Origin of the sequence: Rothia endophytica (assembly GCF_928381505.1) — a bacterium.
GTDB classification, from domain to species: Bacteria; Actinomycetota; Actinomycetes; order Actinomycetales; family Micrococcaceae; genus Rothia; species Rothia endophytica_A.
Genome location: NZ_CAKMSJ010000007.1, coordinates 72,852 through 87,403, shown reverse-complemented (window position 1 = coordinate 87,403; position 14,552 = coordinate 72,852). Strand labels below are relative to the sequence as shown.

Annotated in this window: 18 protein-coding genes; 10 read left to right on the top strand and 8 right to left on the bottom strand. The window is 54.9% G+C overall.

The window, feature by feature from the left end; genetic code table 11:
• Positions 1-41: 41 nt before the first annotated feature.
• The 5 genes from L6990_RS09140 to brnQ all read right to left on the bottom strand — a co-directional run bounded on the left by L6990_RS09140 (position 42) and on the right by brnQ (position 4,594).
• Positions 42-530, bottom strand: coding sequence for a VanZ family protein (locus L6990_RS09140; RefSeq protein ID WP_272879281.1), 489 nt, complete (start codon positions 528-530; stop codon positions 42-44).
• A 222-nt stretch (positions 531-752) separates the two neighbouring features.
• On the bottom strand, positions 753-1,139 hold the full coding sequence (locus tag L6990_RS09135) for a fluoride efflux transporter FluC (protein WP_237203808.1): 387 nt from the start codon (positions 1,137-1,139) through the stop codon (positions 753-755).
• Positions 1,136-1,561 carry a CrcB family protein gene (locus tag L6990_RS09130; protein ID WP_237203807.1) on the bottom strand — a complete coding sequence of 142 codons (426 nt, stop codon included), beginning with the start codon at positions 1,559-1,561 and terminating at the stop codon, positions 1,136-1,138. The genes L6990_RS09135 and L6990_RS09130 overlap by 4 nt, the downstream gene beginning before the upstream one ends.
• A gap of 53 nt (positions 1,562-1,614) precedes the next feature.
• A complete protein-coding gene (locus L6990_RS09125) occupies positions 1,615-2,910 on the bottom strand; it encodes a carboxylesterase family protein (protein ID WP_237203806.1) in 1,296 nt (431 codons plus the stop codon).
• A gap of 334 nt (positions 2,911-3,244) precedes the next feature.
• Entirely contained in the window at positions 3,245-4,594 is a 1,350-nt protein-coding gene (brnQ, locus tag L6990_RS09120; protein ID WP_237203805.1) for a branched-chain amino acid transport system II carrier protein, read from the bottom strand.
• Positions 4,595-4,747: 153 nt separating this feature from the next.
• Between brnQ and L6990_RS09115 the strand changes: the two genes are divergently transcribed.
• The 9 genes from L6990_RS09115 to L6990_RS09075 all read left to right on the top strand — a co-directional run bounded on the left by L6990_RS09115 (position 4,748) and on the right by L6990_RS09075 (position 12,373).
• A complete protein-coding gene (locus L6990_RS09115) occupies positions 4,748-5,611 on the top strand; it encodes a PRD domain-containing protein (RefSeq protein WP_237203804.1) in 864 nt (287 codons plus the stop codon).
• Positions 5,612-5,795: 184 nt separating this feature from the next.
• Positions 5,796-6,791 (top strand): mannose/fructose/sorbose PTS transporter subunit IIA, encoded by a 996-nt coding sequence (locus L6990_RS09110; protein WP_237203802.1) that lies wholly within the window; start codon positions 5,796-5,798, stop codon positions 6,789-6,791.
• Complete coding sequence (locus L6990_RS09105; protein ID WP_237203801.1) at positions 6,788-7,594, top strand: PTS mannose/fructose/sorbose transporter subunit IIC; 807 nt, start codon at positions 6,788-6,790, stop codon at positions 7,592-7,594. The genes L6990_RS09110 and L6990_RS09105 overlap by 4 nt, the downstream gene beginning before the upstream one ends.
• Before the next feature lie 14 nt (positions 7,595-7,608).
• Positions 7,609-8,466 (top strand): PTS system mannose/fructose/sorbose family transporter subunit IID, encoded by an 858-nt coding sequence (locus L6990_RS09100; protein WP_237203800.1) that lies wholly within the window; start codon positions 7,609-7,611, stop codon positions 8,464-8,466.
• Positions 8,467-8,678: 212 nt separating this feature from the next.
• On the top strand, positions 8,679-9,449 hold the full coding sequence (locus L6990_RS09095) for an HAD family hydrolase (protein ID WP_237203799.1): 771 nt from the start codon (positions 8,679-8,681) through the stop codon (positions 9,447-9,449).
• On the top strand, positions 9,446-9,880 hold the full coding sequence (locus L6990_RS09090) for a hypothetical protein (protein WP_237203798.1): 435 nt from the start codon (positions 9,446-9,448) through the stop codon (positions 9,878-9,880). Before L6990_RS09095 ends, L6990_RS09090 begins: the two co-directional genes overlap by 4 nt.
• An 89-nt stretch (positions 9,881-9,969) precedes the next feature.
• The gene (locus L6990_RS09085; RefSeq protein ID WP_237203797.1) at positions 9,970-11,085 is read left to right on the top strand and encodes an LLM class flavin-dependent oxidoreductase; all 1,116 of its coding nucleotides are present in this window, start codon (positions 9,970-9,972) and stop codon (positions 11,083-11,085) included.
• Between the two features lie 10 nt (positions 11,086-11,095).
• Positions 11,096-11,737 (top strand): CE1759 family FMN reductase, encoded by a 642-nt coding sequence (locus L6990_RS09080; protein ID WP_237203796.1) that lies wholly within the window; start codon positions 11,096-11,098, stop codon positions 11,735-11,737.
• 150 nt (positions 11,738-11,887) lie between these two features.
• Complete coding sequence (locus L6990_RS09075) at positions 11,888-12,373, top strand: MarR family winged helix-turn-helix transcriptional regulator (RefSeq protein ID WP_237203795.1); 486 nt, start codon at positions 11,888-11,890, stop codon at positions 12,371-12,373.
• Between the two features lie 28 nt (positions 12,374-12,401).
• Here the strand turns inward: L6990_RS09075 and L6990_RS09070 are convergent, their stop codons facing one another.
• From L6990_RS09070 to L6990_RS09060, 3 genes are all read right to left on the bottom strand, one after another.
• On the bottom strand, positions 12,402-12,632 hold the full coding sequence (locus L6990_RS09070) for a hypothetical protein (RefSeq protein ID WP_237203794.1): 231 nt from the start codon (positions 12,630-12,632) through the stop codon (positions 12,402-12,404).
• A gap of 18 nt (positions 12,633-12,650) precedes the next feature.
• Positions 12,651-13,019, bottom strand: coding sequence for a hypothetical protein (locus tag L6990_RS09065; protein WP_237203793.1), 369 nt, complete (start codon positions 13,017-13,019; stop codon positions 12,651-12,653).
• 181 nt (positions 13,020-13,200) lie between these two features.
• Complete coding sequence (locus tag L6990_RS09060; RefSeq protein WP_237203792.1) at positions 13,201-13,911, bottom strand: hypothetical protein; 711 nt, start codon at positions 13,909-13,911, stop codon at positions 13,201-13,203.
• 79 nt (positions 13,912-13,990) lie between these two features.
• Here L6990_RS09060 and L6990_RS09055 point away from each other — a divergent pair, with 79 nt between their 5' ends.
• Positions 13,991-14,509 (top strand): TetR/AcrR family transcriptional regulator, encoded by a 519-nt coding sequence (locus L6990_RS09055; RefSeq protein WP_237203791.1) that lies wholly within the window; start codon positions 13,991-13,993, stop codon positions 14,507-14,509.
• The last annotated feature ends 43 nt before the right edge of the window (positions 14,510-14,552 follow it).

Here is a 14,552-nt window from a genome sequence, read left to right as displayed (position 1 = left end):
CCCCCTGATCTAAACCCTACGGCAAGAAAATCGTATCGCGCTCACCGCTTCACTCCTAAAGGGGGCATGGGCCTTTCCTCTCGACGGCGGGCAGTTACCCAAGCCAGGGCAAGGGTGGCACCGAGCAGGCCTCCCAGTGTATTGGTGGTGAGGTCATCGACATCGAAGATGCGATAAGCACAGTCATACATACCCCAGACACCGGTGAGCTGGGTTAGCTCAATAGCGAGGGAAAGACCAGCAGCAATCAGCGTTGTCACGAGAAGAGACCGCTTGAAGACAGCGCGGGCCAGGAACCCTAGAGGCATAAAGAGCAAAATGTTGCAGACAATTTGTAGAAACTGAGAGCTCATGAGAATAGAGGTGAAACCCTGGCTAGATGACATATCTAGCACCTCTGCGAAACTATGGAAGGGGGTGGTGCGCAATGGATCTCGGCTGCACCTAAAGGGTTCTTGGTTTTTCAGTGGGAAGAGAGTGAAAACCATAATCCCAGCCGCATAGATTGTGATAGTAGCGCAGATGATCATCCAGTAGACCCCCAGCCGCTCCCTAAAAAGTAGCTGAGCTATACCCAGAAGGGGTACCGTAATGGCACATAGGGCCAATCCCCAGACCATACTGTCATAGCCAAAACCCAGCCATGAATTCATTTCTACCCCGCCTATCTCACTGCGCAGGTCTGATTTTCCCACAGCTCTTTGGGAGGAGACAGGGAGAAGGCCGCCAACACTCTAGGTGAGAGTCTCTTGCTACGGCAAGAAAAGCAGCAACCCTACTCCAGCACAGAGGACGCAGATCAGGGCTTGCCCCACTAGAAGGGTGAGCCGCCGCGCGGCGTCCTGTGCTTGTGCAGCTTCAATCATGGCGGTGGAGAAGGTGGTGTAACCGCCCAGAAAGCCTAGGCCCAGCACCAGGATGAGAGAATCAGTGTGCCAGAGGGCATTACCGGTGGCATGGGTTGATGTGTAGATTCCTATCAGCCCAGTCAGCAACCCCAGAGCAAATGAACCGGTGGCATTAATAAAAAATGTTGCTACCGGCATATACCCTTTGGGGCGAGCAGAAATGAGACGGTCCACGCTAAAGCGGAGCGTTGCTCCTGCGCCACCCGCCAGGAAAATAAGAAGCGCAATCATGCCCGAGCACCCACTTTCCGGCCCACACGTAGACCCGCCACAGCAAGCAGTAGGCCTCCAGTCAGAGAAAGGGTTAAGTAGCTACAAGCTAGAACCCACCGCTGATCAAGGAAGAGCTGAACACCGTCTAGAGCAAAGGTCGAGTAAGTAGTAAAACCTCCCAGCAGGCCTGTACCCAGAGACAGGCGTAGCGAACGCAGCCGCGCTGTCTCTGGCCCTCGGGACGCCAGGTAGGCAAGCAGGAACCCCAGCAAGAAAGCCCCCAGGAGGTTGATGAGCAGGGTGGGCAGCAAGGAAAGGTAGGGCTGAGGCAGTGCCCCCTCAACGAGATGTGGAGCTGCCAAGGAAACGGCATAACGCAGGCTGGCACCCACACCGCCACCAACAAAAACGGCAAGGGCATCACGAGTAAAAGAGCTCACCTGCCCAGTGTACTGCGACCCTACGCCCATAGCGGCCCTAGTAGCTTCAACTGTTATCCCAGCTCAATGCGAGCCTGGGGCGCTAGCTCCTGGCGAAGACTGCCACTGCGAGCAAACTCAGCCCAAAGAGCCCTCAGGGCAACTCCCTGGCGCTCAAGTTCGTCGCTGTTGAGGCCTGCCAGCAGGTTGTCTTCTTGCCAGGCCGGGTTGGCAAAGAGAAGCCCCAACTCGGTGCAGTGGGCTCCTGATAAGTGATTCAGTGGGTGCCCGGTTCGCAAAAGATAGGTAGTTGCTTTCCCTCCCGCTGCCCGGTGGCGGTGCGCAAATTGTTCTGCCGGTCTGCGATAGATATCTTGTGTGCCTCGCGCTACCAGCGCCTCGTACACTTGGCGCGCTACCTTACCTAGAGCCGAAGGGGGCTTGGGTAAAAAGTAGGCAGATTCTCGGTGGTTATGACCCACCAGTATTTCTATCTGCGGGGCAACAGCCGCCCAGGCGTCATCCTGCCTGCCAAATTTCGGCAGAGGGAAGTGGCCGTACTGGGTGCCAAAAGGCATCATTGCCGGGTAAAGGCCGAAGCGTAGGGGGTTGGCAAGTACAAGTTTCCACCCCAATGCCCCCACCTGCTCTGCCGGTGTTTCGAGGGTGACGCGTGAAGTTTTGCGTAGGAGGTGAGCCGAAAGTTTTTGTTTATGATTAACCAAATCTAGCGGGGCGCTTTGGCAGATGACCCGCTGAAAAAGAGCTTCTTCTGCCACCCCATCGCTAATCATGAGTTGAGTGCAGAGATCGCCACCGGCGCTCTGCCCAAAAATGGTGATGTTGCTGGCGTCGCCGCCGAAAGCCGCAATGTTTTTCTTAATCCAGCGCAGTGCCTCTATGGCATCAAGCAGGCCCAGATTGGCGGGACGCTCTTCACTACCACCCAGGAACCCCAACACCCCCAAGCGGTAGGTCACGCTGACCACCACCACATTTTCATCAAGTACCAGGCGTGTGGGGAGATAACGTGCGCCATCCCCACTTCCTACCAGGTAGGAGCCGCCGTGAAAGTAGACCATCACGGGCAGGTTTTCGCCCTGCGCAGCATGAGGAGGGAAAGAGACCGACAGGTTTTGGCAGTCCTCACTGACCAGCACACTCTGGCGAATATCAGCACCGGCGCCGCGGATTTTTTGAGGCGCCGCAGGTGACGGGGAGGTAGCCGGGTAGGGGCTGCCAAAGTCTGAAAGAGCCACAGGTTGCGGGCGTCCAAAGCGGGCAGCGCGGGCATACGGTATGCCAGTAGCTCTGCCCAGTCCGTCCTGAATATAACCCCGCAGGGTCCCGGCGGGCGCGGTGATGAGCATGAATCCCCTGATAGAAAGTAGAAGAAATGACTAGAAACCAGTCTATAAACATTTAGAGTGGCGGCAAGTAACTTTATGGTTTACCCCGTTAACAGCGTAGGGTAAAGTGCAAGGTGAGCCCGCTATCGTTTATTTTTGAAAAACTCTAGGCGGGCTAGCAAAAAATTTTTTATGTTTAAGGGAGCCGGCCTATCTGGCACTTCTGATAAACGGGCCCGTGTTGATGGTTGTGGTTCCCTTCAACGCGGGTCTTCCTTTTTAATACACTAGGGACGCTCTCTGATGTATCAGAGAGCGCCCCTACTAGATCGGTTAGCTGAATACAGCGATAGATCTATGCAGCCTGAGCTGTTCGCATGCGGGAGTGGCGCGCAAGGTCGATCACGGCTCCCACCAGCGCTGCCGCAATCGTGGGGATGAACCAGCCCAGGTCATAGCCGTGGCCGGGCACCCAGCTGATGAGGGGCTCAATAATTGAGCTGCCCCATCCTTGAGCGTTCATGGTCATCAGCAGAGCCCAGATCACGGAAACGATTAGCGCAAAGCGGTGGGTGAGATTCATCCAGGGCGCCCTGAGGGCGGCTTCTATCAGGGTCAGTACCACCAGAGTCAAAGCCGGCGGGTAGAGGGTGGTGATGATGGGAATAGCGAAGCTCATGAGGCTTTCCAGACCAAAGGACGCCAGCACAAAGGCAATGAAGGTAAAGAGGCAGGCCCAGGCGCGGTAGGAAAGAGCGGGGACCAGCTTATTGAAGAAGGCTGAGGTAGCGCCAATGAGACCTACAGAGGTGGTGAGGCAGGCCAGCAAGACGATAAGGCCGAAGACAATGGCTCCGGGGCGTCCCATGACCTGCAGGGCAGCGTCAGACAGCAGAGCCGCGCCGTCCTTGTACCCCTGGCCGTTGTCAATGTGCTGGCCAATGAGGCCTAGCCCGATGTAGACCAGCGCCAGCAGGGCACCAGCGATAACACCTGAGATGGTGACGCCGCGCAGTAGCTCCCCACGGGCGGTGATGCCCTTGTCGCGCAGGGCTGCAATAACGATGATGCCAAAGGCAAGGCCCGCCAGGGAGTCCATGGTCATGTAACCGTTGACAAAGCCGGTAGCGAAGGCACCTGAGGAATAGCCCTCGGTGGGTGCCGCTGCGGGGGCTGTGAGTTGAACGAGGCTGAGGATCACCAAAAGGGCCAGCAGAATCACGAGTGCCGGGGTGAGGTATTTGCCCAGGCTATCGACAATGCCGGTTTGGTTGAGTGCCAGGATAAGTGAGACCCCAAAGAAAACGGCAGAGAAGATGAGGGTAGGCAGCATACCGCTGACATTGAAGTTTGATTCAACGGCCATAGCGTAGCTGACGGTTGCCGTGCGGGGTAGGGCGTATAGGGCACCAATTGAGAGGTAGACCAGAGCAGGGAAGATCAACCCAAAGATACGCCCGCCGCGGTTAGCAAGATCTTGCAAGTCGCGGCCGGTGACGGCGAGCGCCACCACGGCCAGGATGGGCACCAGCACACCGGTGATAACAAACCCGGCGATGGCGGGGGTGAAAGCGGTGCCGGCTTCTGCGCCCAGCATGGCGGGAAAGATGAGGTTGCCCGCTCCAAAGAACATCGAGAACAGCATGAGCGCTGTGATCACGATAGTTGTCATCGGTGATTTCTTGGAGGTGGGGTTTGAGTTCATGATCTACTTTTTGGTTGATGGGTGATAACCGGTAGTGCGGCCAAGGGCTTAGTTTACTCTGTTAGACAAGTGGGGTTTGGGGTCAGGCTTGCTTTCAACCAGTAGACTATGAGGGATATTCACTGTTTTTTAGGGCTGGGCGGGAGGCGCACGTTGCGAATTTCACGTATTTATAACAACAATGTGGCGCTAGCTCAGACCTTTAACGGTGAGCAGATGGTGGTTATTGGGCGCGGTCTTGCTTTTGGTAAGCGGCGGGGGGATCTGGTGGATCCTACGCTGGTGGAGCAGACCTTTGTGCCCGAGGCTGGTACCCCTGATGAGAAGTTGTCCTGGTCTTTGGCTGAGATTCCGTCGCAGATTTTGGGTGTGGCCACTGATTTAGAGTCGCTGGTGAAGTCTGAGGGGATTACCATTTCCCATTCCTTCATCATGCCCCTGGCAGACCACCTGAATTATGCGGTGGTGAGGGCTCGTGAGGGCATTGTGGTTGATTACCCTCTGGCGGTGGAGGTAGCCCAGCTTTACCCGCAGGAGGTGCGGTTTGGACGTCGCGCGCTTGAGCTGGTGCGAGAACGGTTGGGTGTAAACCTTCCGGCTAATGAGGCAATTCCTTTGGCGATGCACCTGGTGAACTCGCAGTTTGCTACGGAGGACATGAGCGGAACTTACCGCATGACCGAGATTTTCTCGCAGATTTTTGAGGTTATTTCCACCGGCTTTGGCCAGCCTGTTGATCAGGCGTCAATGAGTGCGGCCCGGTTTGTGACTCACCTGCGCTACCTATTTGCGCGGGCAGCCAAGGGGGGTGATAGCGAGGCTGAGCCCAGCGTCCCCCTTCTCTTGGAGACTCTAAAAACGGCTCACCCGCAGGCTTTTGCTTGTGCTCGTAAGGTCTTGTTGATTCTTGAGATGCATCTGGAGCAGCAACTGACCGATGATGAGCTGACCTACCTAACCATTCACATTGCCCGTTTGGCTAAGGATCAGTACGGCCCTTCCTCCCGTGTGAGCTAAACCATCGCTATTGTACTCCTCCTGAGGAGTAAACTGCCTGCTATTCGTTTGACACATCTAGGCATTTTTCCCGCCGTAAAGGCTAGTCAGAGCAACTTTGGTGCCAAATCTCGCGTCCTAAGATGTGCTTAGGTGTAGTCGATACACCTGCACACTCATTAGAAATTTTGCGAGAGGACCAGTCATGGTCTCAATTATCGTAGCGGCGCACGGTTCAGCAGCACCCGAGCTGTTAGCAACTGCCCGCATGATTCTCGGCCCCTTCGAGCAGGTAACCCCGGTAGAGTTTTTACCCGGCCAAGGCCCTGACGATTTGATAGCCGAATACCAAAAAATTGCAGATACCTACCCACCCGGCGAACCTCTCCTCCTGCTGGTTGACCTCTTCGGGGGTAGTCCTTACAACGCGGGAGCTCGCTTTGCCGCCGAGCGCCCTGACACTGATGTGGTGTCGGGGGTCAATATTCCCATGCTGATTGAGGTTATTAGCAGCAGAGGCAGAAAGTCCGCCACGCTAGAGTCTTTGGTGAAGAAAGCTGAATCTGCTGGCACCAAGGGCATCCGCAGCTTCCAGGCGACTATGAACCCTCCAGCAAATGCAGCTGAGGAATCTAAAGCTACCACCCCGGAGCCCCCACCTGCTGCACTTGTAGCTCCCGGTGCTGCACCAGCTGCCGGTGGAACTATGGATATCGCCCTACTTCGCATCGATTCGCGTCTCATTCACGGGCAGGTCGCCGGAAGCTGGAGCAACTTCATTTCACCCCAGACCCTCATCGCAGCGTCCGACGCCGCAGCGCATGACACCCTCCGTAAGACGCTCTTGCTCCAGGTAGCCCCCTCCCACATCAAAACCAATGTTCTTGACATCGCCAAGACCGGTCGGGTGTACAACAATCCCAAGTACGCCGGAATGAAAACCATGATTGTGGTGGAGTCTCCCGCTGATGCCCTTGCCCTCATTGACGCCGGTGTCAGCGTCAAAGAAATCAACGTAGGCGGGGTGACCTACAAGGATGGCATGAAGCAGGTGTCTGAGGCGGTCTACACATCAGACGCTGATATTGAGGCCTACAAAGAGTTGGACCGCCGGGGTATCACCCTCACCATCCAGCAGGTGCCCAACTCAGGGCGCGAAAATATGATGAAGAAACTCAAAGAGAAAGGCCTGATCTCATGAGCCCTCTTGAATTTACCCTTGTAATCCTGGTGGCTCTGGTGTGCGGCATGGCGTCTGTGCTCGACGAGCGCCAGTTCCACCGACCTCTCGTTGCCTGCACCCTCATGGGTCTTGTACTGGGTGACTTACAGACCGGTATTATCCTGGGCGGCAGCCTCGAGCTTATCGCCCTGGGCTGGATGAACGTTGGCGCAGCGATGGCACCGGATGCAGCGCTCGCCTCAACCATCGCCACCATCGTGGTCATCGAAGGCAACCAGTCCATCGGTGAAGGTATCGCCCTCGCCGTGCCGCTGGCTGCCGCAGGTCAGGTGCTCACCATCTTCGTCCGAACCATCACAGTCTTCTTCCAACATCAAGCAGACAGATACGCCCGGGACGCAAATTTCCGGGGTATAGAACTGATGCATTTCTCTGGCCTCTTCTTACAGGGCTTGCGCGTTGCTGTGCCCACAGCTGCCGTGGCTGCTGTAGCTGGCACCGAGATTGTACAAACCTGGCTTGATGCTATCCCTGAGGTCATCACTTCAGGTCTGCAGGTGGCTGGTGGCTTCATTGTGGTAGTCGGTTACGCCATGGTCATCAACATGATGAAGGCTAAGGCTTTGATGCCCTTCTTCTTCCTGGGCTTTGTACTGGCAGCCTTCATTCCCGACCTCAACCTGGTGGGTCTGGGTCTCATCGGTGCCTGTCTGGCAGTTGTCTATGTCCAACTCAACCCCGCTTTCCATGACGCCATTATCGCCCCCGCCCCAGCTACCGCGGGCGCCAGGGCCAACAACCTCGATAACGAACTTGAGTAATGAAGGAAGATCTCATGACGACAGAAAAAGCTCCCCTTACTCACGCGGACACCGGTGAGCTCACCAAGGGCGACTACCTCAGCACCTATGTACGCTCCACCTTCTTGTTGGGTTCCTTCAACTTCGAACGTATGCAGGCTATTGGCTTTGCGGTTTCTATGATCCCGGCCATCAAGCGCTTCTATACCAAGAAAGAGGACCAGGCGGCAGCCCTGAGCCGGCACCTGGAATTCTTTAATACCCAGCCCTGGATTGCCTCCCCCATTATCGGCGTCACCGCCGCTATGGAACACCAAAAAGCGCGCGGCGAAGACATCGACGCCGCTGATATCACCAACGTCAAGGTGGGTCTTATGGGCCCTCTTGCAGGCGTCGGCGACCCCATTTTCTGGGGCACAGCGCGCCCTGTGCTGGCTGCACTCGGTGCATCCATTGCCCTATCGGGCAGTATTCTAGGGCCTCTGCTCTTCTTTTTCGGGCTGACTGTTATCCGCGCTTTTACCCGCTGGTATGGCTTTAAGATGGGCTATGAGAAAGGCGTTGCCATCGTCTCAGAGGTAGGAGGCAATACCCTGCGCCGCCTGACCCAGATGGCATCTATCGTTGGTCTTTTTGTGATGGGCTCGCTGGTCTCTAAGTGGACCAGCATCAACGTGCCCTTCGAGCTCTCCCGCTACACCAACCAGCAGGGTGAAGAGGTAGTGACCACGGTACAGGGAATCCTCGATTCACTACTGCCGGGCATGCTGGCACTCCTGCTGACCTTCCTGTGCATGTGGCTTCTCAAGAAGAAGGTCAACGCTATCTGGATTATCTTCGGCATGTTCGCTGTGGGTATCTTCGGCTACTGGGCAGGAATCCTCGCCCCCTAGCCACCGTAAGCGGCTTATTCAAAAGTTAAAATCCTTGGTGGAGTACAGGCTCACGCTCGCTGCTGACCCCCTCGTCCGGTTCGCTTCGCTCACGAGACGATTCACGCCAGCCCCGCGCCAGCAGCTGCGCTGCGAGCCTGCACTCCACCCCGTACCCCCCTTTTGAATAAGCCGCCCCTCATCACCTTTCCCGTAGAGAAGAAAGTACCCCCGTGAAAAAACTAATGGCCTTTGACCTCGATGGAACGTTGGTCTTTGAACGAGCTATCGAAGCCGCTAACGTCGATGCCATTCGACGCTGGCAAGAGGCAGGAAACTTAGCGGTCTGTTCTACAGGTAAGAGCATTTTTGCCACGCGGGTGGCGCTGGCCGACTATGACCTGCAGTTTGATTACAACGTGCTCTATACCGGAGCTGTTATCACCGATGGGGCCGGTAAAATTCTTCACCAGAGCTCTCTACCCACCTCCCTGGTGGGGCAGGTGGTTGATTATCTAGCAGGACTGGAGCAGGTAGCGGTTTTTGCAACGACGCTCGATGATGACTATCAGTTGCTGGACACCATTGGTCAGGTGTCCAACATCCTTCCGGCTTTCAGCCCACTTGATCTTAACCAGCTTAATCAGCATGTCTTTGTTGGCATCCCTATTTGGTCACCTTTAGCGCAGACTCGAGAAGCCGCCTATCAGTGGATTGTAGAGACCTACGGCGAGCTAGTGGATTGTCACCGTAATCAAGATTTTCTAGATATCGTCCCTAAAAATAGCACCAAGGGCTCTGGTCTTGAGTGGCTTTTGACTGAGCATTTGGGTGGTGAACCCCTGCAAACTTTTACTATTGGGGATTCTTGGAATGACCTTGAGATGCACCGCTGGGCTGATGTTTCAGCCTCCTTTAGTTACTCCCCCACCGAGGTTCAGGCAGAGACAGACTACGTGGTCGAAAAAACCTACGACTTTATTAATAAGGCACTTTCTTTATGACGCCCTCACCATCACCCCAGAGCCCACGCCCCAGCTTTAAGGAAACTTTTGTGAAGGTTGGGCAGCGAACCCTCGATAAGGGTAGACAGGAAGAGGGGGTCTACATTGTTTCTGTAGCTCCCATCGTGACCGGCCTAATGGTACTTGCCGCGCTGCTCTACACCGTGACGCAGGGCTGGGGCACCCTTGTGGCTCTGGTCTGCGCCCTGGTGGCTCTCTGGGGGCGCTGGATGCTGCAGCGGCAGGCAGCCAAAGATTTCGCCGAGATGCGCGCGTCCCAGCGCGAATACAAGCTAACCGGTCAACCGGAGTACCCGGAGTTTGTGCGTTTGCGGGCGCAGCAGATGTTGCGGGATAACAAGGCTCTGACTCGGACTGCGCGTCAACAGGTGCAAGACCTCTTGGCGTGGGCGAAGACTCAGGAAATGTAGGTGCCACCCATCACCCAAATACTTTACAAAGAAAGTATTTGGGTGTAGATTGAAGCCATAAGAACCAGGGCTTCACGAAAGGTAGCACCATGCAGTTCGGCATCTTCACCGTCACCGACATCACCACAGACCCCACCACCGGCAAAACCCCCAGCGAATACGAGCGCCAGCACGCCATCGTCCAGATCGCCAAAAAGGCGGAAGAGGTGGGCCTGGATGTCTTTGCTATGGGCCAGCACCACAACCCACCTTTCGTCGCATCCTCCCCCACCACTACCCTGGCTTACATCGCAGCCCAGACTGAACGCATCCAGCTTTCTACCTCCACCACACTGATCACCACCACTGACCCGGTGCGTATCGCGGAGGATTATGGCACCCTGCAACATCTCACGGACGGCCGCATGGATCTTATGATGGGCCGCGGTAACACCGGCCCCGTCTACCCCTGGTTCGGCAAAGATATTCGCCAGGGTGTCAATCTGGCGATTGAAAACTATGCCCTCCTACGCCGCCTGTGGAGCGAAGAAGTGGTGAACTGGAAGGGCAACTTCCGTACACCGCTGAATTCCTTTACAGCGACCCCGCAGCCCCTGGACAAAACCGCCCCCTTCGTGTGGCACGGCTCCATCCGCACCCCCGAAATCGCTGAACAGGCAGCCTACTACGGTGATGGCTTCTTCCATAACAACATCTTCTGGAACAAGGAACACACCTCTCAGATGGTGAACCTCTACCGCGAGCGTTTTGAACACTACGGACACGGCAAAGCCGACCAGGCGATTGTCGGCCTGGGCGGTCAGGTTTTCATGAGTAAGAATTCTCAGGACGCCGTGCGTAAGTTCCGCCCCTACTTCGACAACGCACCGGTCTACGGTGGCGGCCCCAGCCTCGAAGACTTCACCGCCCAGACCCCGCTAACCGTTGGTTCACCGCAGGAAGTCATCGAAAAGACCTTGAGCTTCCGCGACTATGCCGGGGACTACCAGCGTCAGCTCTTCCTAATGGATCATGCGGGCCTTCCCCTCAAGGAGGTTCTGCATCAGCTGGATCTCCTGGGTGAAGAAGTGGTGCCTGTATTGCGCCAAGAGTTTGAGAAAATGCGCCCGGCGCACGTCCCGTCAACCGCACCCCTGCACCCTCGCTACGCCGCCACACTCGAAGAGCTAAAGCAGGCTAACAATACCGCTACTGTGGCTCGGTAGGAGCAACGTCATGAAAACAGCACACATTGTTGTCGTCACCGCCGGCTTGAGCGAACCATCGACCACTGCCCTACTCGGCGACCAGTTGCGCCAGGCAACAGCAGGGGCACTCGGCATAGCAGGGATTGATGCCCGGTTCACAGCCATTTCACTGCGCTCTCTTGCCAAAGACATCACCAACCACTACCTCACCGGCTTCCCTGCGGGGCAGCTTGATGCAGCACTTAAGGCAGTAGACGAGGCTGACGCGATTATCGCGGTCACCCCGGTTTTCAAGGCAAGCTATTCAGGGCTTTTCAAATCTTTCTGGGATTTGGTTGAAGACGGAAGCCTGGCAGGTAAACCCGTTTTATTGGCAGCCACCGGGGGAACAGCTCGACACTCCTTGGTGATTGATAGTGCCATGCGCCCCCTCTTTTCTTACCTGAAGGCGGTTGTATCGCCCTCAGGAGTCTTCGCAGCAACCGATGATTTTGGTGCCGATGCAGCCCTTACTTCTCGAATTGAAGGTGCGGCAGCAGAGTTTAGTCAGCTATTAGCGTGGACGCTGGGAGCAGCACAGCCTTCCCCGCAAAACCAAACTCAAACAAGCCCGGGTTCTTTAGAGGTAACCCCTTTTGAGGAGCTCCTGCAGTTAAATACTGCACACTAAATTCTTCCTAACCCCCATATTCTTGTCTTAATATTTCAGACAAAGTTTAAAATCTTACTAAAAAAGAGATAATCTTTTTTATAAAGATACCTACGCTACATTCCCTATTCCAGGGTTTGATACAGATAGGTCACAGGGAAGGGGATTCTCATGAGTGCATCCCACGGCACCCAAAATTTCACCAAAGAACAAGAAGAGCTATGGACGGCATGCACTAATGCCTACGCCACACTAAATGCCCATCTTGATCGCGTCCTCCGCGCTGAGGCGGGGATAAAGCTCACGGATTTTCTTATTCTTTCTGCATTGGTAGGTTCGGGTAAAGGCGCCCCCACCGCTGTTCGCATGGGTGAGTTGGCACAGAAAACCAATGTTTCGCCCTCACGTCTTACCTATCAGATTGAGGTTCTACTGCGTCACAAGTGGGTGAGAAAAGAGCCTGTAGAAAGCGATCGGCGCGGTAAAGGAATTATCATCACAGACACCGGTCTTGCCGTGTACGAAAAATCTCACCGAATCTATGCTCATGAAGTGCGTGAAACCGCGCTGACCGAGATTGAAGATAGCTCCTGGGCGCACTTTACTGACTTTTTCAACAATATTTTGGAGAGAATCTCGTACAAACAGCAGGCGTGATTAAAGCCCCCAAATTCTCGTGTGGTAACTAGTTGGTGGTGTGCTTCTGTCCAGCCTTGGGTATAGTACCCACGCGCTGTGCTTTATAGAGCTGTTCCCTATTAGCCAGCACCACCAGGGCCATCGAGTTGAGAGCCAGGCCTACGATGAAGATAATCCAACCCACAATCATGAGGGCAGTTCCGCTAAGAATTGCCCCTACGATAAGTGCGGCAACTGATACAAGGTAGGCGGGAGAGAGAAGGAAGCGGGTATCCATATATTCTTCTTCTTTCTTTTAGCGCACACGGGGTCGGGGTGAGGGGGCGCGGAAGATGCGCTGATCATCCTCTTTAGAGGATGACTCCTGAGCTTCGCTGTTAACGATCTGCTGAGCCTCGGTATCAGGTTCAGGTTCGATAGTTTCAGTCTCTACATGCTCATGCTGTGTTGAATGTGACTCACCGGTGAGAGCAGAAGGAAGCGGGCCACCTTTAAGTCGCTGAACCATAATCAAGGTAGAGAAGGCATTAAGCCCCACTCCAGCAAAGAGTAGAAGCCAGCCAAGCACCGAAACAAGAGTTGAGCTAGCGCCAATCATTAGGGCACCAAGCACAACTGATGCCAGTGAGGTGAAGTAGGCGGGCGAAAGTTCTTTGGGATCCATGCTTCCTTAAGGTTTCTTCAAAATATTCTTGTCCAAGAATATTGCTTGTCTGTCACGATTTGTGAGCACTTACCCATGGTAGGTGAAAAATCTGCAAATTTCTTGAGAGCACCCTGTCATCAGCGGTTTAAGGCTGACTGACCACTCACTAGATAGTCACACTTCGAGATGTAGCCCCATTTTAGGAGCAGCCACCGCTTCCGCAGGCGCAGTTTCCGCCACACCCACCGCGGCTCTGATCAGCCGTATTGGTGACCAGCTCTGCCAACTCTGCCGCATGAGCGATTCCTCGCCCTTCAAGATCCGATACGTACTCCGAGACAAGATCTCGACCGGCGGATCCGTCTACCACCACACCAGCGTCCCTGATGAGCTTAAGGTCTTCAAAAATTGTTTGTGGTTGATCGGTTGAAAATTCGCTGAGCAGCATGGAATCAATTATGTGCACCGCAAGCGGTTGCAGAGAACGTAAGGTTGAGGCTCGACTAGCACCAAGGTGCAAGCTCTTTACCGGTGACGCTAGGCGGAAAGCAGCCAGCACTCTGAGAGCTTCCATGGGAAGGTGCGGGGCTTGTCCCTGCACAAACTCCACGGTGGTGCGCTGCACCTCGGAGTCAGATGCGATACCCATGATGGTTTCGGTTAGCTCATCAGCATTGATGGGTGCACTTACCTCCACCAGTACAGATGCAGGTTTGGTCATGTTTTCAGAACCCAGTAAATTGCTCACTTCTAAGCTGTTTTGAAAGAACAGTCTGCGCTGTTCGGCAGCGAATTCAACGAGAGCGAAGGTAGCCGCAGGGCTTGCGGTCAGAATGCCGTGGATGTCCTCAGCCGTGGCGTTGCCGCCAGCGCGAACTTTAGTGGTGAAATCTGAAAAATTGAAAGCCATAGGTCAAATCTACTCCTGCACAGCTCAACTTAAAACCGGTAAGTGGGCGAAGACGTAAAGAATAGGCAACAATAAGAGAGTGCCCTTAAACCGTGACCGAATTCTTGATACCGCTTTTACCCTGTTGAACCAGTATGGTCTTGCGGATCTCTCTATGCGACGCCTAGCTACCGAGTTGGGTGTGGCTCCGGGGGCACTTTACTACCACGTGAAGAATAAACAGGAGCTGCTCGCCTCCCTTGCTTCGCGCATTCTTAACGATGTCCCCTTCCCTGCCGAACAGGGGAAGATAGATAGAATCTTCGCTGATGTATACAGCCACCTGATTCCCGTCAAAGAAGCTGCAGAAGTGGTCAGGCTGGCGCTAGCCCTGGACCCGAACCAGCTACAGTTTTTAGATCATCTGACGGCCTACCTCGCCCATCACGTTGACTCTCAGCAGGCGCCTTTAGCGGCACTAACACTGGTACATGCAGCACTGGGTTTCATCGAACAGGATCAGACCCGCTGTCTGTTAGGTGGCTCCCCTCTCCCTACCGAAGCACCTCTCCCCTATCGTCAGGCTATCAGGGCAGTATTCACAGGGTTCTTGAAATAACCTCACGCATCAGTACGTTATACAAGAGGTTTACCTCCAGAAG